Origin of the sequence: Pseudomonas sp. TREG-RG-20F-10-E-6-01, from assembly GCF_022662455.1 — a bacterium.
Taxonomy (GTDB): Bacteria; Pseudomonadota; Gammaproteobacteria; order Pseudomonadales; family Pseudomonadaceae; genus Aquipseudomonas.
Genome location: NZ_JAKNQP010000001.1, coordinates 660,227 through 686,887, shown reverse-complemented (window position 1 = coordinate 686,887; position 26,661 = coordinate 660,227). Strand labels below are relative to the sequence as shown.

Sequence of the window (26,661 nt, the reverse complement as noted above, 5' to 3'; positions counted from 1 at the left end):
GCGACGCGCTGAAATCAATACGGTTTACGGGCGTGCGACAAAAGGTTGCAGAATTCGCACAAGCCCCAAAAAACGCGATTCTACCAGACGCGGGCGGCAAACCATGAGCGTCTGACGATCGCTTCTCTCTATAAGGTAGGGGTATGTTGGCTCTATTCAAAGGCTTACGCAAAAGCCGATCACGGCAAATGTGATTGCGGGTTTCGTTTTTGTCCTTCGTGTGGTATAAAATGCGCCGCTTTCCGGGGATACCCCGCAAAGCTTAAATCTACACACGTGTCGACACGATGACCTGGGTGCCGGAGGCGAATGCCGCTGGTTGGTCATTGGGATACGTGGAGGCCAAACCCGACTTATTAAGGAACTATCATGTCCCAAGTCAACATGCGCGATATGCTGAAGGCCGGTGTGCACTTCGGTCACCAGACCCGTTACTGGAACCCGAAAATGGGTAAATACATTTTCGGCGCGCGTAACAAGATCCACATTATCAACCTTGAAAAAACCCTGCCAATGTTCAACGAAGCGCTGACTTTCGTAGAGCGTCTGGCCCAGGGCAAAAACAAGATTCTGTTCGTCGGCACCAAGCGTTCCGCTGGCAAGATCGTTGCTGAAGAAGCAGCACGTTGCGGTTCGCCGTACGTCGATCACCGCTGGTTGGGCGGCATGCTGACCAACTTCAAAACCATCCGTGCTTCCATCAAGCGTCTGCGTGACCTTGAAGTGCAAGCCGAAGACGGTACTTTCGCCAAGCTGACCAAGAAAGAGGCGCTGATGCGCACTCGCGACCTGGAAAAGCTCGATCGTTCCCTGGGTGGTATCAAGGACATGGGCGGTCTGCCTGACGCACTGTTCGTTATCGACGTTGATCACGAGCGCATCGCGATCACCGAAGCCAACAAGCTGGGCATCCCTGTTATCGGCGTAGTCGATACCAACAGCAGCCCGGAAGGCGTTGACTACATCATCCCAGGCAACGATGACGCAATCCGCGCTATCCAGCTGTACATGGGTTCGATGGCTGACGCTGTAATCCGTGGTCGCAACCACGTTGCTGGCGGTACCGAGCAGTTCGTTGAAGAAGCTCCGGTAGCTGCCGCTGAGTAACTGACGCCCTGGCGTTGACTCAGTAAGCAAAAAGGGGGCTTGGCCCCCTTTTTGCCACCTCGAAAACCATTTGTCGGCAGCGCAGCTACATCTTCTGTAACGTGCAGCGGCCTACAAGGGTGATTCGGGAAGAATTGATCGCCCGTTTGATCGGGTGGAATGGTTGAAAACCTATCCAAGAGGATTTTGAAATGGCAGAGATTACTGCAGCGTTGGTTAAAGAACTGCGTGAGCGTACCGGCGAAGGCATGATGGATTGCAAAAAGGCCTTGACCAAGGCCGGCGGCGACATCGAAAAAGCCATTGATGACATGCGTGCTTCCGGCGCCATCAAGGCTGCCAAGAAAGCAGGCAACGTAGCTGCTGAAGGCGCTATCGCTCTGAAAGAAGACGGTAAGTCCGCTGTTCTGCTGGAAGTGAACTCGCAGACCGACTTCCTGGCTCTGCAAGACGACTTCAAGGCATTTGTTGCCGCTAGCGTTGAAAAAGCGTTCGCCGACAAACTGACCACTGTTGAGCCGTTGATCGAAGCTCAAGAAGCTGCTCGCCTGGTACTGGTCGGCAAGGTTGGCGAAAACGTCAACATCCGTCGTCTGGCGCGCATCGAAGGTGATGTGGTTGGCGGTTACCTGCACGGTAACAAAATCGGCGTTGTGGTTGCCCTCAAAGGCGGCGACGTTGAGCTGGCCAAAGACATCGCTATGCACGTAGCGGCCAGCAACCCAGAGTTCCTGCTGCCGTCGGAAGTGTCTGCTGACGCAATCGAGCGCGAAAAAGCTGTGTTCCTGAGCCTGAACGCTGACAAGATCGCCGGCAAGCCAGAAAACATCGTTGAAAACATGATCAAAGGCCGTATCAGCAAGTTCCTGGCTGAAGCGAGCCTGGTTGAGCAGGCGTTCGTGAAGAACCCTGAAATCAAGGTTGGCGAACTGGCCAAGAAAGCCGGTGCTGAAATCGTTTCCTTCACTTACTACAAAGTAGGCGAAGGCATCGAGAAGCCGGTCGACAACTTCGCTGAAGAAGTTGCTGCCCAGCTGGCTGCCGCCAAGCAATAAGACAGTTTTCAACTGTCGCCCGAAAGAGGCTGCCCGCTCACGCGCGCAGCCTCTTTTCAAATGGGAAGACCAATTTTTATTTGGTTTCCTCTCGGAACTGGCTTACAAAGCCGTGTTCCGATGGCGCTGAGACAGCGTCCAGCTAGAGTGAACGCAAGCCGTAAACGGCTCGCCAAGATTTTTTAAAAAATACGCCGCAGGAGAGATTCGCAATGGCTCAGCAGGGCAGTGGTTATCAGGCTCGCTATAAACGCATTCTACTCAAGCTTAGCGGCGAGGCCCTGATGGGCTCGGAAGAGTTCGGGATCGATCCCAAGGTGCTCGACCGCATGGCGCTGGAAGTCGGCCAATTGGTCGGCATCGGTGTTCAGGTCGGCCTGGTGATTGGCGGTGGTAACCTGTTCCGTGGCGCGGCGCTGAGTGCGGCCGGCATGGATCGGGTGACTGGCGACCACATGGGCATGCTGGCCACTGTGATGAACGCCCTGGCAATGCGTGACGCCCTGGAGCGTGCCAATATCTCGGCGATCGTGATGTCGGCTATTTCCATGGTTGGCGTGACCGATCACTATGATCGTCGCAAAGCCATGCGTCACCTGAACGCCAAAGAAGTAGTGATCTTTGCTGCCGGTACCGGCAACCCGTTCTTCACCACGGACTCGGCTGCCTGCCTGCGCGCCATCGAAATCGATGCCGACGTCGTGCTCAAGGCCACCAAGGTGGACGGTGTCTACACCGCAGACCCATTCAAAGACCCGCATGCCGAGAAGTTCGATCATCTGACCTACGATGAAGTACTGGATCGCAAGCTGGGCGTGATGGACCTGACGGCTATTTGCCTGTGCCGTGACCACAAGATGCCACTGCGCGTATTTAACATGAACAAGCCCGGCGCCCTGCTGAACATCGTACACGGCGGCGCGGAAGGGACTCTGATCGAGGAAGGCCAACAATGATCAACGAAATCAAGAAAGACGCTCAAGAGCGTATGCACAAATCCCTGGAGTCTCTGGCCCATGCTTTTGGCCAGATTCGTACCGGTAAGGCTCACCCAAGCATCCTGGGCAGCGTGATGGTGCCGTATTACGGCACTGACACCTCCATTACCCAGGTCGCCAACATCACCGTAAAAGACTCGCGCACCCTGCAAGTCGTGGCCTTCGAGCGCAACATGCTCGCAGCCGTCGACAAAGCCATCCAGAGCGCCGGCCTGAACCTCAACCCGACCAACCTGGGCGAGTTGTTGCTGATCTCCATGCCTGCTCTGACCGAAGAAACCCGCAAGGGCTTCACCAAGCAGGCGCGCAGCGCTGCTGAAGATGCGCGAGTTGCCGTGCGCAACATTCGTCGTGATGCGTTGGGTGACCTCAAAAAACTGGTCAAGGACAAAGAAATCAGCGAAGACGAAGAGCGTCGCGCCGTAGCTGATATCGACAAACTGACCAAAGACGCCGAGGCCCAGATCACCAAGGCCACGGAAGAGAAAGAAAAGGACCTGATGGCCGTATAAGGGGTCAGGACGCCTTCATGGAAAAGACCAAGCAGACTGTGCCCTCCGTGGTGCCGCGCCATGTCGCGATCATCATGGATGGGAATAATCGCTGGGCGAAAAAACGCTTTATGCCGGGTGTCGCCGGGCATAAGGCGGGTGTCGATGCGGTGCGCGCTGTTATTGAGGTGTGTGCCGAGGCCAAGGTTGAGGTGTTGACTCTGTTTGCCTTCTCCAGCGAGAACTGGCAACGGCCCGCCGAAGAAGTCAGCGCCTTGATGGACCTGTTCTTCAAGGCGTTGCGTCGTGAGGCCAAGCGCCTCAACGACAACAACATCAGCCTGCGCATCATTGGTGATCGCTCGCGGTTCCATCCGGAACTGCAAGCGGCCATGCGCGAAGCCGAGGCTATCACCGCCGGCTCCAACCGTTTTGTGCTGCAGATTGCAGCCAACTACGGTGGTCAGTGGGATATCGCTCAGGCTGCACAGCGGCTTGCCCGCGAAGTGCAGGCCGGGCATCTGCGGCCTGACGACATTACGCCCGAATTGTTGCAAACCTGCCTGGTAACCGGTGATCTGCCGTTGCCGGACTTGTGCATCCGTACCGGTGGTGAGCACCGCATCAGCAATTTCCTGCTGTGGCAGCTGGCCTACACCGAGCTGTACTTCTCCGACCTGTTCTGGCCGGACTTCAAACACGATGCCATGCGCAATGCGCTGGCCGATTTCGCTTCCCGTCAGCGTCGCTTCGGTAAAACGAGCGAGCAGATCGAAGCTGGAGCCCGGGTTTAAATGCTTAAACAACGAATCATCACAGCACTGATCCTGCTGCCGATTGCCTTGTGTGGTTTTTTTCTGCTCGACGGTTCCGGCTTTGCGCTGTTTATCGGCCTGGTCGTTACCCTGGGTGCTTGGGAATGGGCACGCCTGGCCGGTTTCAACGAGCAGTTGCCGCGCGTGGTTTACGCCGCTGTGGTGGCCCTGTTGCTGTTTCTCATGCATACGCTTTCGAGCATTGTCGTGCCTTGGGTGTTGGGAGCGGCGGTACTGTGGTGGGCGCTTGCGACCTTCCTGGTGCTGACCTACCCGCGCACCAGCGCCCAATGGTCCAGCGTGGCCAGCAAGTTGGTGATTGGTCTTCTGATTCTGCTGCCGGCCTGGCAAGGGCTGGTGGAAATCAAGAATTCGCCGATGGGCAACTGGCTGATCATGGCGGTGATGGTGCTGGTGTGGGGCGCTGACATCGGTGCCTACTTCTCCGGCCGGGCGTTCGGCAAGCGCAAGTTGGCGCCAGCCGTCAGCCCGGGCAAGAGCTGGGAAGGCGTTTACGGTGGCTTGGCATTGACGTTGTTGATCACGCTGGTGGTCGGTGTAGTGCGCGACTGGTCGGTGAAGGAAATCCTCCTGGCCTTGTTGGGCACCGCCGTTGTGGTGTTTATCTCCGTGGTGGGTGACCTCACCGAAAGCATGTTCAAGCGCCAGGCCGGGATCAAGGACAGCAGCAACCTGCTGCCGGGTCATGGCGGTGTGCTGGATCGAATCGACAGCCTTACCGCTGCCATTCCCATCTTCGCCGTGCTGTTGTGGATGGCGGCTTCGTGAGCCGCCTGCAACAGGTGACCGTGCTGGGCGCAACCGGCTCGGTCGGGCTCAGCACGCTGGATGTGATTGCTCGCCATCCAGATCGCTACCAGGTGTTTGCGCTGACCGGCTTCTCTCGCTTGAACGAGTTGCTGGCCTTGTGCGTGCGTCATACGCCTAGATTCGCTGTTGTGCCAGAGGTGTCGGTAGCGCGCGGCTTGCAGGATCAGTTGAGGTCTGCAGGCCTTGCGACGCACGTGTTGGTGGGCGAGGAGGGCTTGCGCCAGGTCTCGGCAGATCCTGACGTCGACACTGTAGTGGCAGCCATTGTCGGAGCGGCAGGGTTGCGCCCGACGCTGGCCGCCGTCGATGCCGGTAAAAAGATCCTGCTGGCCAATAAAGAGGCGCTGGTGATGTCCGGCACGCTCTTTATGCAGGCTGTGCGCAAGAGTGGCGCCGTGCTGCTGCCTCTGGACAGCGAACACAATGCGATCTTCCAGTGCATGCCCGGTGATTTTGCCCGAGGCTTGAGCCAGGTTGGCGTGCGGCGGATTCTCCTGACGGCTTCCGGTGGCCCTTTCCGGCAAACTCCGCTGGCTGATCTTGAGCATGTCTCGCCTGATCAGGCGTGTGCACACCCAAACTGGTCGATGGGGCGAAAAATCTCCGTGGATTCGGCGAGCATGATGAACAAAGGCCTGGAGTTGATCGAGGCGTGCTGGTTGTTCGATGCGCGGCCTGATCAGGTCGAGGTGGTGATTCACCCGCAAAGTGTGATTCATTCCCTGGTCGACTATGTCGATGGTTCGGTTCTGGCCCAGCTGGGCAACCCCGATATGCGTACGCCGATTGCCAATGCACTGGCCTGGCCGGAGCGGATTGATTCCGGCGTTGCGCCGTTGGACCTGTTTGCCATTGCGCGCCTGGATTTCGAAGCGCCGGACGAGCAGCGCTTCCCGTGCCTGCGTCTGGCCCGGCAAGCGGCAGAGGCGGGCAACAGTGCGCCGGCCGTGCTCAATGCGGCCAACGAGGTGGCGGTGGCGGCGTTTCTTGATGGGCGTATTCGCTTTCCGCAGATCGCGAGTATCATCGAGGACGTTTTGAGCCTTGAGCCCGTTGTGGCAGTGGATGATTTGGGTGCAGTTTTCGAGGCCGATACAAAGGCCCGAGCCCTGGCCCAACAGTGGTTGAACCGCAACGCGCGTTAGTCTGTGGGCAGGTTTGAGTCCTCAGGCACTGGATTGGAATGCGGAGAAATTAGATGAGTGCGCTCTACATGATTGTCGGCACCCTGGTTGCTCTGGGTGTGCTGGTAACCTTTCACGAATTCGGCCACTTTTGGGTCGCGCGTCGTTGCGGCGTCAAGGTGCTGCGCTTTTCCGTCGGTTTCGGCATGCCGCTGCTGCGTTGGCACGACCGTCGGGGCACTGAATTCGTGATTGCGGCCATTCCGCTGGGCGGCTACGTCAAGATGCTCGACGAGCGTGAAGGCGAGGTGCCTGTCGATCAGTTGGGCCAATCCTTCAACCGTAAGACCGTTCGTCAGCGTATCGCTATTGTCGCAGCTGGCCCGATCGCCAATTTCCTCTTGGCAATCGTGTTCTTCTGGGTCTTGGCCATGATGGGCAGCCAACAGGTGCGCCCGGTTATCGGCGCAGTTGAAGCGGACAGCATGGCGGCCAAGGCCGGACTGATCGCCGGTCAGGAAATTGTTTCCATTGATGGCGAGCCCACCACCGGCTGGGGCGCTGTCAATTTGCAGTTGGTTCGCCGCATGGGCGAGAGCGGCACTATTAATGTGGTGGTGCGCGAGCAGGATTCCACCGCTGAGACGCCGCGTGAATTGTCCCTGGACCATTGGCTCAAAGGCGCAGAAGAGCCTGATCCGATCAAGTCCCTGGGCATTCGTCCGTGGCGTCCGGCCCTGCCGCCGGTGCTCGCCGAGCTGGACCCGAAAGGCCCGGCGCAGGCCGCAGGTCTGAAAACGGGTGATCGCCTGTTGGCGCTGGATGGTCAGGCGCTGGGCGACTGGCAGCAAGTGGTGGATCTGGTGCGTGTACGGCCTGATACCAAAATTGTGCTGAAAGTTGAGCGCGATGGTGCTCAAATCGACGTCCCTGTGACCCTGGCTGTTCGCGGGGAAGCCAAGGCGGCCGGGGGTTACCTCGGTGCTGGTGTAAAAGGTGTCGAGTGGCCGCCATCGATGGTGCGTGAGGTCAGCTTCGGGCCTTTGGCGGCAATTGGCGAGGGTGCAAAACGCACTTGGACCATGAGTGTGCTGACGCTCGAATCGCTCAAGAAAATGTTGTTCGGCGAGCTCTCGGTAAAAAACTTGAGTGGACCGATAACCATTGCTAAAGTGGCGGGCGCTTCTGCCCAGTCGGGTGTCGCGGATTTCCTGAATTTCCTGGCTTATCTGAGTATTAGCCTTGGAGTTCTGAATTTGCTGCCCATTCCAGTATTGGACGGGGGGCATCTGTTGTTTTATCTGGTCGAGTGGGTGCGTGGTCGCCCCTTGTCGGATCGGGTGCAGGGTTGGGGGATACAGATCGGTATCAGTTTGGTGGTCGGAGTGATGTTGTTAGCTCTGGTCAACGATCTGGGACGACTGTAACGCTTCGCTGAATTGCGAATCTGCCGCATTTTGCGGCAGTTTGTTTATTGCCAGTTGGAATAAGAAAGGACTTCATGAAACGTCTGCTGCTAACTGCGGTTCTCACCGTATTGATGATCGCCGAAGTTCACGCCGAGTCCTTCACTATCTCCGATATTCGCGTCAACGGCCTCCAGCGGGTTTCCGCGGGTAGCGTCTTTGGTGCCTTGCCGTTGAACGTCGGGGAACAGGCGGATGATCGTCGCCTGGTGGAATCCACTCGTGCGCTGTTCAAAACCGGGTTCTTTCAAGATATCCAACTGGGTCGCGAAGGCAACGTCCTGGTCATCACTGTCGTCGAGCGACCTTCTGTCGCCAGTATCGAGATCGAAGGTAACAAGGCGATCTCCACTGAAGACTTGATGAAGGGTCTCAAGCAATCCGGCCTTGCCGAGGGCGAGATCTTCCAGCGCGCCACCCTTGAAGGTGTGCGTAACGAATTGCAACGTCAGTACGTTGCCCAGGGTCGCTACTCCGCGACCGTGGAAACGGAAGTGATCCCGCAGCCTCGTAACCGTGTTGGCCTCAAGGTCAAGATCAACGAAGGCACCGTGGCGGCCATTCAGCACATCAACGTGGTGGGTAACACCAAGTTTGCTGATGACGACCTGATCGATCTGTTCGAACTCAAGACCACCAACTGGTTGTCGTTCTTCAAGAACGATGACAAGTACGCCCGTGAAAAACTCTCGGGTGACCTGGAACGTCTGCGCTCCTACTACCTGGACCGTGGCTATATCAACATGGATATCGCTTCGACCCAGGTGTCCATCACCCCGGACAAGAAGCACGTCTACATTACCGTCAACGTCAACGAAGGCGAGAAGTACACCGTTCGTGACGTGAAACTCAGCGGCGACCTGAAAGTACCTGAAGACCAGGTCAAGGCGCTGTTGCTGGTACAGAAAAACCAGGTGTTCTCGCGCAAGCTGATGACCACCACGTCCGAGCTGATCACCCGTCGTCTGGGTAACGAAGGCTATACCTTCGCCAACGTCAACGGCGTACCGACTCCGCACGATGATGACCACACTGTGGACATCACCTTTGTCGTTGATCCGGGCAAGCGCGCCTACGTGAACCGCATCAACTTCCGCGGCAACACCAAGTCTGCGGACGAAGTGCTGCGTCGTGAAATGCGTCAAATGGAAGGTGGCTGGGCGTCGACTTACCTGATCGACCAGTCCAAGACCCGTCTTGAGCGCCTGGGCTTCTTCAAAGAAGTCAACGTCGAAACCCCGGCTGTACCGGGCGTGGATGACCAGGTTGATGTGAACTACGCCGTCGAAGAACAAGCGTCGGGTTCGATCACCGCCAGCGTCGGTTTTGCACAGAGCGCCGGTCTGATCCTCGGTGGTTCGATCACCCAGAACAACTTCCTGGGTACCGGTAACAAGGTTTCCATCGGCCTGACCCGAAGCGAATACCAGAGCCGCTATAACTTCGGTTATGTCGACCCCTACTGGACTGCTGACGGTGTGAGCCTGGGCTACAACGCCTTCTACCGCACCACCGACTACAAAGACCTCGACGTTGACGTTGCAAGCTATGCGATCGACAGCCTCGGCGCCGGTGTGAACATCGGTTACCCGATCAGCGAGACTTCGCGTCTGACCTTTGGCCTGACCGCGCAACAAGACAAGATCAAGACCGGTGTGTACACCGTGGACGAAATCTTCGACTTCGTGCGCAAAGAGGGTGACCAGTTCCTGAACTTCAAGGCTTCGGCCGGTTGGTCGGAATCGACCCTGAACAAAGGCGTACTGGCGACCCGTGGTCACTCCCAGAGCCTCACGGCAGAAGTGACTACGCCGGGCAGCGACCTGTCGTTCTTCAAGCTCGACTACCGTGGTCAGTTGTTCCAGCCGTTGAGCGATAACTACACCATGCGCTTGCACACTGAGCTGGGTTATGGCGACGGTTATGGTTCGACCAGTGGCCTGCCGTTCTACGAGAACTACTATGCCGGTGGTTTCAACTCGGTACGTGGCTTCAAGGACAGCACCTTGGGTCCGCGTGGTACGCCGAGCCGTGGCGCCAGCGTGACGGGTAACCAGGGCACTCTGGCTGACTCGGACAACGATCCGCTGCCATTCGGTGGTAACGTTCTGATTCAAGGTGGTGCGGAGATTCTGTTCCCGCTGCCGTTCGTCAAGGATCAGCGTTCCCTGCGTACTTCGGTCTTCTGGGATGTGGGTAACGTGTTCGACTCCAAGTGCGAGCAGGTTAAAAACCCGGCACCTGGTTCCGTTTCCAACACCCAGTGCAACGACGTGAGCCTCAGCAACCTGGCGAGCTCCGTGGGCGTTGGTGTGACTTGGGTGACCGCGCTTGGCCCATTGAGCTTTGCTCTGGCCATGCCGATCAAGAAACCGGATAACGCTGAAACCCAGATTTTCCAATTCTCCCTCGGCCAGACGTTCTAAGCGTCTGACCCAAGATAACGACAACGGATTCTGTAGGAGTACATCGTGCGCAAGTTGACTCAATTGGTTCTGCTGGCCACCGTGCTGGTGACCACCCCGGCCTTCGCCGAAATGAAAATCGCCGTCCTGAACTATCAGATGGCTCTGCTGGAATCCGACGCGGCCAAGCGTTACGCAGTGGATGCCGAGAAAAAATTCGGTCCGCAACTGACCAAGCTGAAAACGCTGGAAAGCAGTGCCAAAGGCATCCAGGATCGTCTGGTAGCCGGTGGCGACAAAATGCAGCAAGGCGAGCGTGAGCGTCTGGAGCTTGAGTTCAAGCAAAAGGCCCGTGACTACCAGTTCCAGTCCAAGGAACTGAACGAAGCCAAAGCTGTTGCCGACCGTGAAATGCTCAAGCAGCTCAAGCCGAAACTCGACAGCGCCGTGGAAGAAGTCATCAAGAAAGGTGCCTTTGACCTGGTGTTCGAGCGCGGCGCCGTGATCGACGTCAAGCCTCAATACGACATCACCCGCCAGGTGATCGAGCGCATGAACCAGCTGAAGTAAGCCATGACCGCGACTATCAAACTCGGCGAGTTGGCCGAGTTCCTTGGAGCCACCTTGCGTGGCTCCAAGGAGAAAGAAATCACTGGGCTAGCCACCTTGCAGGAGGCTGGCCCAGCTCAGTTGAGCTTCCTCGCAAATCCCCAATACCGTAAATACCTGGTCGACAGCCAAGCCGCAGCCGTGTTGCTGAAGGCCGCTGATGCCGAAGGGTTTGCCGGGGATACGCTGGTGGTGGCCGATCCTTACCTGGCTTATGCCCGGGCGTCGCACCTGTTCGATCCAAAGCCAAAGGCTGCTGGCGGTATTCATCCGTCTGCGGTCATTGCTGATGATGCTTGGGTTGACCCTGCGGCAAGCATTGGCGCGTTTGCCGTGATCGAGAGCGGCGCGCGCATTGCCACCGGCGTCACAGTAGGTGCGCATTGCTTTATCGGCGCACGCTGCGAGATCGGTGCCGATGGCTGGCTGGCTCCGCGTGTCACCCTGTACCACGACGTGCGTATCGGTGAACGTGTGGTCATTCAGTCAGGTGCTGTAATTGGTGGCGAAGGTTTTGGCTTTGCCAATTCCAAAGGCATCTGGCACAAGATTGCCCAGGTCGGCGGCGTGCTGATCGGCGATGACGTGGAAATCGGCGTCAATACCGCAGTGGACCGTGGCGCCTTGGCCGATACCGTCATCGGTAACGGTGTGAAGCTCGACAACCAGATCCAGATTGCCCACAACGTACAGATTGGCGATCACACCGCCATGGCCGCGTGCGTGGGGATTTCCGGCAGCACCAAAATCGGCAAGCATTGCATGCTCGCAGGTGGCGTCGGGTTGGTGGGGCATATCGAGATTTGCGACAACGTCTTCATTACCGGCATGACCATGGTGACGCACTCGATTACCGAGCCCGGTGCCTATTCTTCCGGTACCGCCATGCAGCCCGCGGCTGAATGGCGCAAGAGTGCAGCACGTTTGAGGCAGCTCGACGACATGGCTCGACGCCTCAAACAGCTGGAAAAGCGTGTTGGGGACGTGACCCCTGGCGGTAATGCTTCATCAGAAGGCTGATACCATTTCCATATCAAGTGTGCACAGCCGCTAGACTGCCTCCTTGATTTGCTAGCGGGGCGTGCGTTTTGTCCGCCCGCCCCCAATCTTTATTACAGGCTTCCCCCCGAAATGATGGACATCAACGAGATTCGCGAATACCTGCCTCACCGTTACCCGTTCCTGCTGGTGGACCGTGTAGTGGACCTCAACATTGAGGAAAAGCGCATTCGTGCCTACAAGAATGTCAGCATCAACGAACCGTTCTTCAATGGTCACTTTCCGGCGCATCCAATCATGCCGGGCGTGTTGATCATCGAAGCGATGGCCCAGGCTGCCGGTATCCTTGGTTTCAAAATGCTCGACCTCAAGCCTGCCGATGGCACGCTTTACTATTTCGTGGGCTCCGACAAGCTGCGTTTTCGCAACCCGGTCACACCGGGTGACCAGTTGATCCTGGAAGCCAAGTTCATCAGCTGCAAGCGCCAGATCTGGAAGTTCGAATGCCAGGCCTCGGTGGACGGCAAGCCGGTGTGCTCTGCTGAGATCATCTGCGCGGAACGCAAACTATGAGTTTGATTGACCCTCGCGCAATCATCGATCCGTCGGCCGTTCTGGCCGCCGACGTTGAGGTCGGCCCTTGGTCGATCGTCGGCGCAGGTGTTGAAATCGGCGAGGGGACTGTCATCGGGCCACACGTGATCCTTAAAGGTCCGACCCGCATTGGCAAACACAATCGTATCTACCAGTTTTCCTCGGTAGGCGAAGACACCCCGGACATGAAGTACAAGGGTGAGGAAACGCGCCTGGTAATCGGTGATCACAACATCATCCGTGAAGGCGTGACGATTCACCGCGGCACCGTGCAGGATCGTGCCGAGACCACGCTGGGGGATCACAACCTGATCATGGCCTATGCCCACATCGGCCACGACAGCGTCATCGGCAACCATTGCATCCTGGTCAACAACACTGCGTTGGCGGGCCATGTGCATGTTGATGATTGGGCGATCCTGTCTGGCTTTACCCTGGTGCATCAGTATTGCCATATCGGCGCCCACAGCTTTTCCGGCATGGGCACTGCGATCGGCAAGGACGTTCCGGCGTTCGTCACGGTATTCGGCAACCCGGCTGAGGCGCGTAGCATGAACTTCGAAGGCATGCGCCGTCGCGGGTTCAGTGAAGACGCAATTCACGCCCTGCGCCGTGCCTATAAGGTGGTTTACCGCCAGGGTCTGACGGTTGACCAGGCTTTGGCCGAACTGACCGAGCCGGCAGCGTTGTACCCGGAAGTCGCGGTGTTCCGTGACTCTATCCAGGCATCGACTCGCGGCATCACCCGCTGATCATGGCTAATCTGCGTATCGCGTTGGTGGCCGGAGAAGCTTCCGGCGATATTCTCGGCGCAGGCTTGATGCGGGCCCTCAAAGCCCAGCATCCCGCGGTGGAATTTATCGGTGTGGGCGGCCCGCTCATGCAGGCCGAAGGGCTGACGTCCTACTTCCCCATGGAACGTCTTTCCGTCATGGGGCTGGTGGAAGTGCTGGGGCGTCTGCGCGAGCTGCTGGCTCGCCGCAAGCTGCTGATTCAAACCTTGATCGAAGAAAAGCCTGACGTCTTTATCGGAATCGACGCGCCGGACTTCACCCTCAATATCGAACTCAAGTTGCGTCAGGCCGGGATCAAGACCGTGCACTACGTCAGCCCTTCGGTATGGGCGTGGCGGCGGAAGCGCGTGCTCAAGATCCGTGAAGGCTGCGACTTGATGCTGACACTGCTGCCGTTCGAAGCCCGGTTCTACGAAGAGAAGGGCGTGCCGGTGCGGTTTGTCGGGCACACCCTGGCCGATACCATTCCATTGCAAGCTGATCGCGCGGCTGCGCGTGCCGAACTGGGCCTGCCCGACGGCCCGCTGGTAGCCTTGATGCCGGGCAGTCGCGGCGGTGAAGTCGGTCGCCTGGGGGCGCTGTTTTTTGACGCCGCCGAACGTCTGCAGGCGTTGAAGCCAGGCATTCGTTTTGTGTTGCCATGTGCCAGCCCGCAACGTCGTGCACAAATCGAAACGCTGCTGGAAGGGCGCACGCTGCCGGTCACCTTGCTGGACGGTCAGTCGCACCTGGCCCTGGCGGCATGTGATGCGGTACTGATTGCCTCAGGCACTGCCACCCTGGAAGCGTTGTTGTACAAGCGTCCGATGGTCGTGGCCTATCGCCTGGCGCCGCTGACGTTTTGGATTCTCAAGCGCATGGTCAAAAGTCCTTACATCTCGTTGCCCAACCTGTTGGCCCAGCGTCTGCTGGTCCCGGAATTGTTGCAGGACGATGCAACGCCTCAGGCACTGGCGCAAACGCTACTACCCTTGATCGACGGCGGCGAAGAACAGACCCGTGGTTTCGACGACATCCATCGGACCTTGCGCCGTGATGCGTCGAACCAGGCGGCAGACGCCGTGCTGACCTTGATTGGCCACAAACAGGAAGCCCTATGACGACGCAAATGGGCCTGGACTTCAGCCTCGTCGCGCAAGTGCACGAGTTGGTCGCCGGGGTTGACGAAGTAGGGCGCGGCCCGCTGTGTGGCGCCGTCGTCACGGCGGCGGTGATTCTCGATCCGAACCGCCCGATCCTGGGCCTCAACGATTCGAAAAAACTCACCGAAGCCCGTCGCGAAAAGCTTTATGACGAGATCTGCGAAAAAGCCCTGAGCTGGCATATTGCCCGGGCTGAAGTCGAAGAAATCGACGAGCTGAACATCCTTCACGCAACCATGCTGGCCATGCAGCGTGCGGTGGAAGGCCTGCATATCACGCCCAAAATGGCGATGATCGACGGTAACCGTTGCCCAAAACTGGCGATGCCTGCAGAAGCGGTGGTCAAGGGTGACAGCAAGGTTCCGGCTATTGCTGCCGCCTCGATCCTGGCCAAAGTCAGTCGTGACCGTGAAATGGCCGCGTTTGAGTTGATCTACCCCGGCTACGGCATGGGTGGCCATAAAGGCTATCCGACGCCCGTTCATCTGGAAGCCCTCGCTCGCCTCGGCCCCACGCCGATCCATCGCCGCTCGTTCGCCCCGGTCCGCCAGGCTTACGAGCTGCGCGAGCGCCTCATCGAGGTTTAGTCGCGAGGCTGATGTTTTGCTCAAGGCCCGGTACAATCCGGGCCTTGTTGTCTCCACGTATTAGAACAGGATCACTATGCCGGCTTCATTCGTTCACCTGCGCCTGCACACTGAATACTCCCTGGTCGACGGCCTGGTACGGATCAAACCGCTGGTCAAAACCCTGGTGGGCATGAACATGCCTGCGGTAGCGGTGACCGATCAGAACAACATGTGTTCCCTGGTCAAGTTCTACAAAAACGCCATGGGCGCCGGTATCAAGCCGATTTGCGGTGCCGACCTGTGGCTGTCCAACAAAGACCCGGATAACCCTCTGAGCCGCATCAGCCTGTTGGCGATGAACGGCATCGGTTATCGCAACCTCACCGAATTGATTTCCCGTGGCTTTATCGACGGTCAGCGCAACGGTTCGATCATCATCGAGCGCGAGTGGGTGGCCGAGGCGAGCGAGGGCTTGATCATGCTCTCGGCCGCCAAAGAGGGTGAGATCGGTATCGCGCTGCTCGGCGGCAACCCGCAGGAAGCCGAAGTGCTGGCCCGCGAGTGGATGCAGGTCTTCCCTGACCGTTTCTACCTGGAAGTCCAGCGCACCAATCGCCCCAATGATGAAGAGCATCTGCACGCCGCCGTGGCGCTGGCCGACAAGCTGGGCGCGCCGCTGGTTGCAACCAACGATGTGCGCTTTATCAAAAAGGAAGATTTCGAAGCCCACGAAACCCGCGTGTGCATCGGCGAAGGCCGGGCTCTGGACGACCCGCGTCGTTCCAAGAACTACAGCGAAGAGCAGTACCTCAAAAGCGCCGACGAGATGGCGGAGCTGTTCAGCGACCTGCCCGAGGCCCTGGAAAACTCCGTCGAGATCGCCAAGCGCTGCAATATCGAAGTGAAGCTGGGCAAGCACTTCCTGCCCAACTTCCCGATTCCCGATGGCATGACCATCGATGAGTATTTCCGCAAAGTGTCCTTCGATGGTCTAGAAGAGCGCCTCAGCGTGCTGCTGCCCAAGGACACCACCGAGGACTACGAGGCCAAGCGCCAGGTCTACGTTGACCGACTGAATTTCGAGCTGGATATCATCATCCAGATGGGGTTCCCCGGTTACTTCCTGATCGTGATGGACTTTATCCAGTGGGCCAAGAACAACGGCGTACCGGTAGGTCCTGGCCGGGGGTCAGGTGCCGGTTCGCTGGTGGCTTACGTTCAGAAGATTACCGACCTTGACCCGCTGGAATATGACCTGCTGTTCGAGCGGTTCCTGAACCCGGAACGGGTCTCCATGCCCGACTTCGACGTCGACTTCTGCATGGACGGCCGCGACCGCGTGATCGAGTACGTGGCCGAGAAATACGGCCGCAATGCGGTAAGCCAGATCATCACGTTCGGTTCCATGGCGGCCAAGGCTGTAATCCGTGACGTGGCGCGGGTGCAGGGCAAGTCCTACGGCCTGGCGGACCGCCTGTCGAAGATGATCCCGTTCGAAGTCGGCATGACCCTGGAAAAAGCCTACGAGCAGGAAGAAATCCTGCGCGACTTCATCAAGGTCGATGAAGAGGCCGCCGAAATCTGGGACATGGCGCGCAAGCTCGAAGGTGTGGTGCGTAACGTCGGTAAACACGCCGGTGGCGTGGTGATCGCACCGACCAAGCTCACCGACTTTTCGCCGATCTATTGCGATGAAGAAGGCGACGGCCTGGTAACCCAGTTCGACAAGGACGACGTTGAAGCCGCCGGCCTGGTGAAGTTCGACTTCCTGGGTCTGCGGACCTTGACGATCATCGACTGGGCACTGAAGACGATCAACCGCGACCGCGCCAAGGTCAACGAAGCGCCGCTGGATATCGCCTTCATCCCGCTGGACGACAAACCGACTTACACCTTGCTGCAAAAAGCCGAAACCACGGCGGTGTTCCAGCTTGAGTCGCGCGGCATGAAAGAGCTGATCAAAAAGCTCAAGCCCGACTGCCTGGAAGACTTGATCGCACTGGTGGCACTGTTCCGGCCCGGCCCGCTGCAGTCGGGCATGGTGGATGACTTCATCAACCGTAAGCACGGCCGCGCCGAGCTGGCGTACCCGCATTCGGATTATCAGTACGAAGGCCTCAAGCCGGTACTGGCGCCAACCTACGGCATCATCCTGTATCAAGAACAGGTGATGCAGATTGCCCAGGTGATGGCCGGTTACACCCTCGGCGGCGCGGACATGTTGCGTCGCGCCATGGGTAAGAAAAAGCCCGAAGAAATGGCCAAGCAGCGCGGCGGTTTCATTGAGGGTTGTGCCACCAACAACATCGACGCCGACCTCGCCGGTAACATCTTCGACCTGGTAGAAAAGTTCGCCGGTTACGGCTTCAACAAATCCCACTCCGCCGCCTACGGCCTGGTGTCGTACCAGACTGCCTGGCTGAAAGCCCATTACCCGGCGCCGTTCATGGCCGCGGTACTCTCGGCGGATATGCACAACACCGACAAGGTCGTGACCTTGATCGAGGAAGTGCGCACCATGAAGCTGCGCCTCGACGCGCCGGACGTGAACGCCTCCGAGTTCAAGTTCACGGTGAACGACGAAGGCCGCATCATCTATGGCCTGGGCGCGATCAAAGGCGTGGGCGAAGGCCCGGTCGAAGCCATCACCGAAGCGCGCCAGGACGGGCCGTTCAAGGACTTGTTCGACTTCTGCGCGCGGGTTGACCTCAAACGCATCAACAAACGCACCCTCGATGGCTTGATCCGCAGCGGTGCGCTCGATCGCCTTGGCCCGTATTTCCATGATGAGCCCAAGGCTTATCAGGCCAATATCGACCGCAACCGCGCGGTGCTGCTGACCGCCATGGAAGAAGCGATCAAGGCGGCCGAACAGACCGCCCGCACCCACGATAGCGGCCACGCCGACCTGTTTGGCGGTTTGTTCGTTGAAGAAGACGCGGACGTTTACGCTAACCACCGCAAGGCCAAGGAGTTGACCCTCAAGGAACGGCTCAAGGGCGAAAAAGACACCCTGGGCCTGTACCTCACCGGTCACCCGATTGACGAATACGAAGGCGAAATCCGCCGTTTCGCTCGTCAGCGCATCATCGACCTGAAACCGGCGCGCGACACTCAGACGGTCGCCGGCATGATCATCGCCCTGCGCGTGATGAAAAATAAGAAGGGCGACAAGATGGGCTTTATCACCCTCGACGACCGCTCGGGCCGGATCGAAGCGTCATTGTTTGCCGACGCTTTCCACTCTGCCCAGTCGTTGCTGCAGACCGATGCCATGGTGGTCGTCGAAGGGGAGGTCAGCAACGACGACTTCTCCGGCGGCCTGCGCCTGCGGATCAAGCGGGTGATGAGCATGGAAGACGCGCGCACCAACCTCGCCGAAAGCCTGCGCTTGAAGGTCAAGACCGAAGCCCTCAAAGGCGATCAGCTACGCTGGTTGGGTGACCTGCTCAAGCGTCACCGTGGCGCGTGCCCGGTGACCATGGAGTACACCAGCAATGACGCCAAGGCGATGTTGCAGTTTGGTGAGACGTGGCGAATTGATCCCGCCGATGGCTTGATTCAAGCTTTGCGTGACCAGTTCGGGCGAGACAACGTCTTCCTCCAATACCGTTGACGGTCAGATACGTCTGATCTCGACTGAACATTTAATCTCGACCTAAACGCGCCTCTCCCTTAAGGTAGGGCGCGAATAGACAACCGGCTGGCCAGGCACTCCTTGGCCGTCGACCCAAGACGGACGCTTATGAACCCGAATTTTCTTGATTTCGAACAGCCGATCGCTGACCTGCAAGCCAAGATTGAAGAATTGCGCCTGGTCGGCAATGACAATTCGCTGAATATCGGCGATGAGATCGCTCGCCTGCAAGACAAGAGCAGCACGCTCACCGAGGACATCTTCGGCAAGCTGACCAGCTGGCAGATCGCGCGCCTGGCACGCCACCCGCGCCGTCCGTACACCCTGGATTACATTCAGCACATCTTCACCGAGTTCGACGAGCTGCACGGCGACCGCCACTTCTCCGACGACGCGGCCATCGTGGGCGGTATCGCTCGCCTGGACGACCAGCCGGTCATGGTGATCGGTCACCAGAAAGGCCGTGAAGTGCGTGAAAAAGTCCGCCGCAACTTCGGCATGCCGCGCCCCGAAGGCTACCGCAAGGCTTGCCGCCTGATGGAAATGGCCGAGCGCTTCAAGATGCCGATTCTGACCTTCATCGACACGCCGGGTGCTTACCCAGGCATCGACGCCGAAGAGCGCAACCAGAGCGAAGCAATCGCCTGGAACCTGCGTGTCATGGCGCGCCTGAAAACCCCGATCATCGCCACCGTGATTGGTGAAGGTGGTTCCGGCGGGGCACTGGCCATTGGCGTGTGCGACCAGCTGAACATGCTGCAGTATTCGACCTACGCGGTGATCTCGCCGGAAGGTTGCGCTTCGATTTTGTGGAAAACCGCCGAAAAGGCGCCGGACGCGGCTGAAGCCATGGGCATCACCGCTGATCGCCTCAAAGGCCTGGGCATCGTGGACAAAGTGATCGCCGAGCCATTGGGCGGCGCCCACCGTGACCCGGCTGCGGCTGCTGCCACCCTGCGCGCTGAGCTGGGTTCTCAATTGGCGATGCTCAAGAAGTTCGATAACGAGGCGCTGCTGGCCCGTCGTTACGAGCGCCTGATGAGCTACGGTCTCTGATCAAACACTGATCGTGAAGACAATGCAGTACTAATGTGGGAGCAGACTTGTGTGGGCGCTGGCTTGCCTGCGATAGCATCAACTCGGTGTAACAGATAACCCGAGTTGCCTGCATCGCGGGCGAGCCCGGCGCCCACACAGGCCCGCTCCCACATTTGCTTTGTGTATGCTGGGTTATCGCGTTCCAGATCGATGGCGGTACTGTGTTATGAAGCCGGCTCTACCCGCCAACCTCCTGCAAACCTTGGCACCCTGGCGCAATGCCCCGGCCTGGCACATCGCATTCTCGGGTGGTCTGGACTCCACCGTCCTGCTGCACTTGTTGGCCACCCTTGCTACCACCGAAAGCCTTCCACCGCTCAGTGCTGTCCACGTCCACCATGGCCTGCAAGCTGCCGCCGACGCCTGGCCCAGCCATTGCCAGGCGGTGTGTGACGGCTTGGGCGTGCCCTTGCAGGTGATGCGCGTGCAAGTGCAGTCGGGCGCCAGCCTTGAGCGTGCAGCGCGTGACGCGCGTTATCAGGCGTTTACCGAAGCCACCGGGGCAGGGGAGGTGTTGCTCACCGGGCAGCATCGCGACGATCAGGCTGAAACCCTGTTGTTTCGGCTGATGCGCGGGGCAGGGGTGCGCGGGCTGGCGGCAATGCCTGTGCATCGCCAGCTGGCGAATGGTCACGTGGTGCGCCCGTTGCTGGAGGCCTCGCGTGCTGAATTGGAAGCCTACGCCCACGAGCACCAGCTGACGTGGATCGAAGACCCTTCCAACGCCGACCCACGTTTCTCGCGCAATTACTTACGCCATCGTGTGCTTCCCGTGTTGACGCAGCGATGGCCTCAAGCCGTTTCAAGCCTGGCGCGCACCGCCGATCACCTGGGTGAAGCCCAGGGCCTGCTCGACGAGTTGGCGAGGATGGACTTGCAAGCCGCCGATCAGCCTTCGCCATTTCCCTGGTTGCCTCTGCCCTCGTTGGTTCTGGCTCCACTAAGCGAACTTTCCGACGCTCGCCAACGTAATGCCTTGCGCCACTGGCTGGCGCCTCTGACCCGTTTACCCGACAGCGACCACTGGGCCAGTTGGCATTCCCTGCGCGACGCCAAAGCTGACGCACAACCGCTGTGGCGCCTTGCCGACGGCCAGTTGCATCGTTGCGGCGAGCGCATCTGGTGGCTGCCCGCAGCATGGTTGGAGTTTTCCGACGCCGCGGTGAGCTGGCCGCATCCGCAAAACCCACTCGCGTTACCCGGCAATGGCCAACTGAAATTTATCGGCGAGGCTCCCCAAGGTCCGCTTGAGGTGCGTTACCGTCAGGGCGGCGAAATCATCGAAGTGCCCGCTCGAGGCCGGCGCGACTTGAAGCGCTTGCTTAATGAGTGTGGGCTGCCGGGCTTTGTCCGTGGCAGATTGCCGCTGGTCTATCAGGGTGAGCAATTGCTGGCTGTGCCAAGCCTTGCAGGGCTGTGGGCCAGGCTGCCGGGTGACGGACAATTGGATTGGATGCCACAGACTTGCGATCAAGGTTTGAGCTGATAGAGCCTTTCCGGTAGACTACGCTCCCTTCTTGATACAACTTCTGTGGATTCGACTGAATCGCAGCAGTTGCCGATTACCAAGCAGTCTTTGCTGGGCGATTCCAAAAAATGTGTAGCGATCAACGTACCGGTGTTTCATTGCTGGTCTGTCACAACGCGGCGGTTTTTTTGAAAGGTGCACTGTGATTAATGCAGGTGATCGGGGGCTTCGGCCTTCCTTCGCTTTCCCCGGCGGCTCGGACCGCTTTAACGCAGACTTCTAGGGTTTTTCATGACGCGCTACATATTCGTCACGGGCGGTGTTGTTTCTTCATTGGGGAAAGGCATTGCCTCCGCTTCATTGGCGGCCATCCTGGAGGCGCGGGGACTTAAGGTCACCATGCTCAAGCTGGACCCGTACATCAACGTTGACCCGGGCACCATGAGCCCGTTCCAGCACGGTGAAGTGTTCGTCACACACGACGGCGCCGAGACCGACCTGGACCTGGGCCACTACGAGCGGTTCATCCGCACGACCATGACCCAGAACAACAACTTCACCACCGGCCGTGTCTACGAGCACGTGCTGCGCAAAGAGCGCCGTGGTGACTACCTGGGTGCAACCATCCAGGTGATCCCGCACATCACCGACGAAATCAAGCGCCGCATCATCAAGGGTGCAGGCGATGCCGACGTGGCGATGGTCGAGATCGGTGGCACCGTGGGTGACATCGAATCCCAACCGTTCCTCGAAGCCATCCGCCAGCTGCGCTTCGAAGTCGGCGCCAAGCGCGCGATGCTGATGCACCTGACGCTGGTGCCGTACATCGCCACCGCCGGCGAAACCAAAACCAAGCCTACCCAGCACTCGGTCAAGGAACTGCGTTCCATCGGCCTGCAGCCGGACGTGCTGGTATGCCGCTCCGATCACCCGATCGACATTTCCTCGCGTCGCAAGATTGCGCAGTTCACCAACGTTGAAGAGCGTGCGGTGATTGCCCTGGAAGACGCCGACACCATCTACAAGATCCCGGGCATCCTGCATTCCCAAGGCCTGGATGATTTTGTGGTCGAGCGTTTCGGCCTGCAGTGCAACGGCGCGGACCTGTCCGAGTGGGAAGCTGTGGTGGATGCCAAGCTCAACCCTGAGCATGAAGTCACCATCGCCATGGTCGGTAAGTACATGGAACTGCTGGACGCGTACAAGTCGCTGATCGAAGCGATGAGCCACGCCGGTATCAGCAACCGCACCAAGGTCAACCTGCGCTACATCGATTCCGAAGACATCGAGAACCAGGGCACCGCGCTGCTCGAAGGTGTTGACGCGATCCTCGTACCCGGCGGTTTCGGCCTGCGTGGCGTGGAAGGCAAGATCACTGCGGTCCAGTACGCTCGCGAAAACAAAGTACCGTACCTGGGTATCTGCCTGGGCATGCAAGTGGCGGTCATCGAGTTCGCGCGTAACGTGCTGGGCTGGAAAGACGCCAACTCCACCGAGTTCGATCACACCAGCGGCCACCCGGTCGTGGGCCTGATCACCGAGTGGGAAGATGCCACCGGCGCCGTTGAAACCCGTACCGAAAGCTCCGACCTGGGCGGCACCATGCGCCTTGGCGCGCAAGACTGCCTGCTGGAGCCGGGCTCGCTGGTTCACGATTGCTATGGCAAGGACGTGATCGTCGAGCGTCACCGTCATCGCTACGAAGTGAACAACAACCTGCTGCCGCAGATCAAAGAAGCCGGCCTGAAAATCTCCGGTCGCTCCGGCGATGGCAAGTTGGTTGAAGTGGTTGAAGCACCGGATCATCCGTGGTTCGTGGCTTGCCAGTTCCACCCGGAGTTCACCTCGACCCCGCGCGACGGCCACCCGTTGTTCAGCGGTTTCGTTAAAGCAGCACTGACGCAACATCAGAAGAAGGCGTAACCCTGATGGCCCAGAAGATCATTCGCGTTGGCGACATCGAGATTGCCAACGACAAGCCCATGGTGCTGTTCGGCGGCATGAACGTGCTGGAAAGCCGCGACATGGCGATGCAGGTCTGTGAAGAATACGTGAAGGTCACCGAGAAACTCGGTATCCCTTACGTGTTCAAGGCCAGCTTCGACAAGGCCAACCGTTCGTCCGTGACTTCCTATCGCGGCCCGGGCCTTGAAGAAGGCATGCGGATCTTCCAGGACATCAAGCAAGCCTTCGGCGTGCCGATCATCACCGACGTCCACGAGCCGGAACAAGCGGCCGTGGTCGCCGAGGTGTGCGACATCATCCAGTTGCCGGCCTTCCTGTCGCGCCAGACCGATCTGGTGGTCGCGATGGCCAAGACCGGCGCTGTGATCAATATCAAGAAGGCCCAGTTCCTCGCGCCCCAGGAAATGAAACACATCCTGAACAAGTGCGTGGAAGCGGGTAACGACCAGTTGATTCTCTGCGAGCGTGGTTCGAGCTTTGGCTACAACAACCTCGTGGTGGACATGCTCGGTTTCGGCATCATGAAACAGTTCGAATACCCGGTGTTCTTCGACGTAACCCACGCGCTGCAAATGCCCGGTGGTCGTGCCGATTCCGCCGGTGGGCGCCGTGCCCAGGTGCTGGACCTGGCCAAGGCGGGCATCAGCCAGTCGCTGGCGGGCCTGTTCCTGGAAGCCCACCCGGACCCGGACAACGCCAAATGCGACGGCCCATGCGCCCTGCGCCTGGACAAGCTGGAGCCATTCCTGGCCCAGCTCAAGCAGTTGGACGAACTGGTCAAGAGTTTTCCGACGGTAGAGACCGCGTAAGCGCCATTTCTCCGGTAGACTTTCCCTCGCTTTACGCTCAGGCCTGCGGGCCTGAGCCTTGTCGCCTGCAAGCCTGCCCCGTTGTTCCACCCTTGCGGTCGGTCAAAAGATTTCCTTCAGCTGCGTCGTTTTCGTCAACTTTGGAGTGTTTACAACAATGGCAAAAATCGTCGACATCAAAGGTCGTGAAGTTCTCGACTCCCGTGGCAACCCTACCGTCGAAGCCGACGTGCTCCTCGATAATGGCATCATCGGCAGCGCCTGCGCGCCGTCCGGTGCTTCCACAGGTTCCCGCGAAGCACTGGAACTGCGTGATGGCGACAAGAGCCGTTACCTGGGCAAGGGTGTACTCAAGGCTGTAGCCAACATCAACGGCCCGATCCGTGACCTGTTGCTGGGCAAGGACCCGCTGGACCAGAAAGCCCTGGACCACGCGATGATCAAGCTCGACGGCACCGAAAACAAAGGCAGCCTGGGCGCCAACGCGATCCTCGCCGTGTCCCTGGCCGCTGCCAAGGCTGCTGCACAGGACCAGGACCTGCCGCTGTACGCACACATCGCCAACCTGAACGGCACCCCGGGTGTTTACTCGATGCCGGTGCCGATGATGAACATCATCAACGGTGGCGAGCACGCTGATAACAACGTCGATATCCAGGAATTCATGGTGCAGCCGGTTGGCGCCAAGACCTTCTCCGAAGGCCTGCGCATGGGCACCGAGATTTTCCACCACCTCAAAGCTGTCCTGAAGGCCCGTGGCCTGAGCACTGCCGTGGGTGACGAAGGTGGTTTCGCGCCGAACCTGGCGTCCAACGAAGATGCACTCAAAGTGATCTCCGAAGCCGTGGCCAACGCTGGCTACAAGCTGGGCACCGACGTGACCCTGGCCTTGGACTGCGCCGCCAGCGAGTTCTACGAGGACGGTAAATACAACCTGTCCGGCGAAGGCCACGTGTTCACCTCCGAAGGTTTTGCCGACTACCTCAAAGGCCTGACCGAACGCTACCCGATCATCTCCATCGAAGACGGCCTGGACGAGTCCGACTGGGCTGGCTGGAAAGTCCTCACCGACAAGATCGGCGAAAAAATCCAACTGGTCGGCGACGACCTGTTCGTGACCAACACCAAGATCCTGAAAGAAGGCATCGACAAAAAGATCGCCAACTCGATCCTGATCAAGTTCAACCAGATCGGCACCCTGACCGAAACCCTGGAAGCCATCCAGATGGCCAAGGCTGCGGGCTACACCGCCGTGATCTCCCACCGCTCCGGCGAAACCGAAGACTCGACCATTGCCGACCTGGCCGTGGGCACCTCGGCTGGGCAGATCAAGACCGGTTCCCTGTGCCGTTCCGACCGCGTTTCCAAGTACAACCAATTGCTGCGTATCGAAGAGCAATTAGCAGGTAAAGCCAAGTACAACGGTCGCAGCGAGTTTCGCGGCTGATTGTTAAATGGTAAAAGGTCAGCGGATTACGTCGGAAAAATCACGGCAGCGTGAATTTCGACGCTAATCTCATGGCTAACAAGCACAAGCCTGGTTCATCCAGGCTTCGTGCTATCAGTTGCTTTAAAAGTTTTGCATGGCTGTCTTTTTTTACTGGATACCCGGATTTCGATGCGCAGTCCCAATTGGTTGTTCCTCGTCTTGCTCTTGTTGCTGGCTGGCCTGCAGTACCGCCTATGGGTGGGTAATGGCAGCTTTGCGCAGGTGAAAGAGTTGACCCAGCAAATTGCCGACCAGCACGCCGAGAACGAACGTCTGCTGGAGCGCAACCGCGTCCTCGATGCCGAAGTGCTTGAGTTGAAAAAAGGCACGGAGACCGTTGAAGAACGGGCGCGTCATGAGCTGGGCATGGTGAAAGAGGGCGAAACCCTCTACCAGTTGGCCCAATGAGTAGCGTGTTACCGGCCTTCTGGGCCGTGATTCCTGCCGCGGGCGTTGGTGCCCGTATGGCTGCGGACCGTCCCAAGCAATATCTGCAACTGGGCGGGCGCACCATCCTCGAACACAGCCTCGGCTGTTTTCTCGACCATCCAGGCCTCAAAGGGCTGGTAGTCAGTTTGGCTGTCGATGACCCTTATTGGCCGAACCTGCCTTGCGCCAACGACCCACGCATCGTGCGTGCGGACGGCGGTGACGAGCGCTCGGGCTCGGTACTCAATGCGCTGTTGCAACTCAATGCGCTGGGTGCCAGCGATGATGATTGGGTGCTGGTGCATGACGCCGCGCGGCCTAACCTCAGCCGTGATGACCTCGATAACCTGTTATCAGAACTGTCGGATGATCCCGTCGGCGGGCTGCTGGCCGTGCCCGCTCGCGACACGCTCAAGCGCGTCGACAAGCACGCACGTGTGGTCGAAACCGTTGACCGCAGCCTGATCTGGCAAGCCTATACGCCGCAGATGTTTCGCCTCGGCGCTTTGCATCGAGCGTTGGCTGATAGCTTGGTGGCGGACGCAGTCATCACCGACGAAGCCTCGGCAATGGAATGGTCCGGCCAGGCGCCGCGCCTGATTGAAGGGCGTTCGGACAATATCAAGGTGACCCGGCCCGAAGACCTGGAGTGGTTGCGGTTGCGGTGGGCGAACCGCAGGTAGTCAGTTAAACCGCGTCGACTTCATCGCAGGCACGCCAACGTCCACAGTCGAAACGCGATTAGCTGTGGGAGCCGGGCTTGCCTG

The 26,661-nt window shown here is 58.8% G+C and carries 23 protein-coding genes; all 23 read left to right on the top strand.

Annotated elements, in window-relative coordinates; all coding sequences use genetic code 11:
• The first annotated feature begins 369 nt into the window (after positions 1 to 369).
• A complete protein-coding gene (gene rpsB / locus L8K08_RS03315; protein ID WP_003219330.1) occupies positions 370 to 1,107 on the top strand; it encodes a 30S ribosomal protein S2 in 738 nt (245 codons plus the stop codon).
• Between the two features lie 191 nt (positions 1,108 to 1,298).
• Entirely contained in the window at positions 1,299 to 2,162 is an 864-nt protein-coding gene (gene tsf, locus L8K08_RS03310) for a translation elongation factor Ts (RefSeq protein WP_083359812.1), read from the top strand.
• Positions 2,163 to 2,374: 212 nt separating this feature from the next.
• Positions 2,375 to 3,118, top strand: coding sequence for a UMP kinase (pyrH, locus tag L8K08_RS03305; RefSeq protein WP_003172271.1), 744 nt, complete (start codon positions 2,375 to 2,377; stop codon positions 3,116 to 3,118).
• Positions 3,115 to 3,672 (top strand): ribosome recycling factor, encoded by a 558-nt coding sequence (frr, locus tag L8K08_RS03300; protein ID WP_106577169.1) that lies wholly within the window; start codon positions 3,115 to 3,117, stop codon positions 3,670 to 3,672. Before pyrH ends, frr begins: the two co-directional genes overlap by 4 nt.
• 17 nt (positions 3,673 to 3,689) lie before the next feature.
• Positions 3,690 to 4,445, top strand: coding sequence for a polyprenyl diphosphate synthase (uppS, locus tag L8K08_RS03295; RefSeq protein ID WP_017137143.1), 756 nt, complete (start codon positions 3,690 to 3,692; stop codon positions 4,443 to 4,445).
• On the top strand, positions 4,446 to 5,255 hold the full coding sequence (locus L8K08_RS03290) for a phosphatidate cytidylyltransferase (RefSeq protein WP_145161870.1): 810 nt from the start codon (positions 4,446 to 4,448) through the stop codon (positions 5,253 to 5,255).
• Complete coding sequence (gene ispC, locus L8K08_RS03285; RefSeq protein ID WP_242194293.1) at positions 5,252 to 6,442, top strand: 1-deoxy-D-xylulose-5-phosphate reductoisomerase; 1,191 nt, start codon at positions 5,252 to 5,254, stop codon at positions 6,440 to 6,442. The genes L8K08_RS03290 and ispC overlap by 4 nt, the downstream gene beginning before the upstream one ends.
• A 53-nt stretch (positions 6,443 to 6,495) precedes the next feature.
• Entirely contained in the window at positions 6,496 to 7,848 is a 1,353-nt protein-coding gene (gene rseP / locus L8K08_RS03280; protein WP_242194291.1) for a sigma E protease regulator RseP, read from the top strand.
• A 74-nt stretch (positions 7,849 to 7,922) separates the two neighbouring features.
• Positions 7,923 to 10,313, top strand: coding sequence for an outer membrane protein assembly factor BamA (gene bamA / locus L8K08_RS03275; RefSeq protein WP_145161876.1), 2,391 nt, complete (start codon positions 7,923 to 7,925; stop codon positions 10,311 to 10,313).
• A 45-nt stretch (positions 10,314 to 10,358) separates the two neighbouring features.
• Positions 10,359 to 10,862 carry an OmpH family outer membrane protein gene (locus L8K08_RS03270; RefSeq protein WP_003189173.1) on the top strand — a complete coding sequence of 168 codons (504 nt, stop codon included), beginning with the start codon at positions 10,359 to 10,361 and terminating at the stop codon, positions 10,860 to 10,862.
• Between the two features lie 3 nt (positions 10,863 to 10,865).
• Positions 10,866 to 11,921: a UDP-3-O-(3-hydroxymyristoyl)glucosamine N-acyltransferase gene (lpxD, locus tag L8K08_RS03265; RefSeq protein WP_242194289.1), complete on the top strand. Its 1,056-nt coding sequence runs from the start codon at positions 10,866 to 10,868 to the stop codon at positions 11,919 to 11,921.
• A gap of 111 nt (positions 11,922 to 12,032) precedes the next feature.
• Complete coding sequence (gene fabZ / locus L8K08_RS03260) at positions 12,033 to 12,473, top strand: 3-hydroxyacyl-ACP dehydratase FabZ (RefSeq protein WP_016976866.1); 441 nt, start codon at positions 12,033 to 12,035, stop codon at positions 12,471 to 12,473.
• Positions 12,470 to 13,246, top strand: a complete 777-nt coding sequence (gene lpxA, locus L8K08_RS03255; protein ID WP_242194287.1) for an acyl-ACP--UDP-N-acetylglucosamine O-acyltransferase — start codon at positions 12,470 to 12,472, stop codon at positions 13,244 to 13,246. Before fabZ ends, lpxA begins: the two co-directional genes overlap by 4 nt.
• Before the next feature lie 2 nt (positions 13,247 to 13,248).
• On the top strand, positions 13,249 to 14,388 hold the full coding sequence (lpxB, locus tag L8K08_RS03250; RefSeq protein ID WP_242194284.1) for a lipid-A-disaccharide synthase: 1,140 nt from the start codon (positions 13,249 to 13,251) through the stop codon (positions 14,386 to 14,388).
• Complete coding sequence (gene rnhB / locus L8K08_RS03245) at positions 14,385 to 15,017, top strand: ribonuclease HII (protein WP_145161887.1); 633 nt, start codon at positions 14,385 to 14,387, stop codon at positions 15,015 to 15,017. The genes lpxB and rnhB overlap by 4 nt, the downstream gene beginning before the upstream one ends.
• Before the next feature lie 76 nt (positions 15,018 to 15,093).
• Positions 15,094 to 18,615, top strand: coding sequence for a DNA polymerase III subunit alpha (gene dnaE, locus L8K08_RS03240; protein ID WP_242194282.1), 3,522 nt, complete (start codon positions 15,094 to 15,096; stop codon positions 18,613 to 18,615).
• A gap of 129 nt (positions 18,616 to 18,744) precedes the next feature.
• Entirely contained in the window at positions 18,745 to 19,692 is a 948-nt protein-coding gene (locus L8K08_RS03235) for an acetyl-CoA carboxylase carboxyltransferase subunit alpha (RefSeq protein WP_106577159.1), read from the top strand.
• A 208-nt stretch (positions 19,693 to 19,900) separates the two neighbouring features.
• Positions 19,901 to 21,220 (top strand): tRNA lysidine(34) synthetase TilS, encoded by a 1,320-nt coding sequence (gene tilS, locus L8K08_RS03230; RefSeq protein WP_242194281.1) that lies wholly within the window; start codon positions 19,901 to 19,903, stop codon positions 21,218 to 21,220.
• Between the two features lie 273 nt (positions 21,221 to 21,493).
• On the top strand, positions 21,494 to 23,125 hold the full coding sequence (locus tag L8K08_RS03225) for a CTP synthase (protein ID WP_106577157.1): 1,632 nt from the start codon (positions 21,494 to 21,496) through the stop codon (positions 23,123 to 23,125).
• A gap of 5 nt (positions 23,126 to 23,130) precedes the next feature.
• On the top strand, positions 23,131 to 23,976 hold the full coding sequence (gene kdsA, locus L8K08_RS03220; RefSeq protein WP_010212442.1) for a 3-deoxy-8-phosphooctulonate synthase: 846 nt from the start codon (positions 23,131 to 23,133) through the stop codon (positions 23,974 to 23,976).
• A gap of 157 nt (positions 23,977 to 24,133) precedes the next feature.
• Complete coding sequence (gene eno / locus L8K08_RS03215) at positions 24,134 to 25,423, top strand: phosphopyruvate hydratase (RefSeq protein ID WP_106577156.1); 1,290 nt, start codon at positions 24,134 to 24,136, stop codon at positions 25,421 to 25,423.
• Positions 25,424 to 25,594: 171 nt separating this feature from the next.
• On the top strand, positions 25,595 to 25,873 hold the full coding sequence (ftsB, locus tag L8K08_RS03210) for a cell division protein FtsB (protein ID WP_017137157.1): 279 nt from the start codon (positions 25,595 to 25,597) through the stop codon (positions 25,871 to 25,873).
• Positions 25,870 to 26,577, top strand: coding sequence for a 2-C-methyl-D-erythritol 4-phosphate cytidylyltransferase (gene ispD / locus L8K08_RS03205; RefSeq protein ID WP_242194279.1), 708 nt, complete (start codon positions 25,870 to 25,872; stop codon positions 26,575 to 26,577). Before ftsB ends, ispD begins: the two co-directional genes overlap by 4 nt.
• The last annotated feature ends 84 nt before the right edge of the window (positions 26,578 to 26,661 follow it).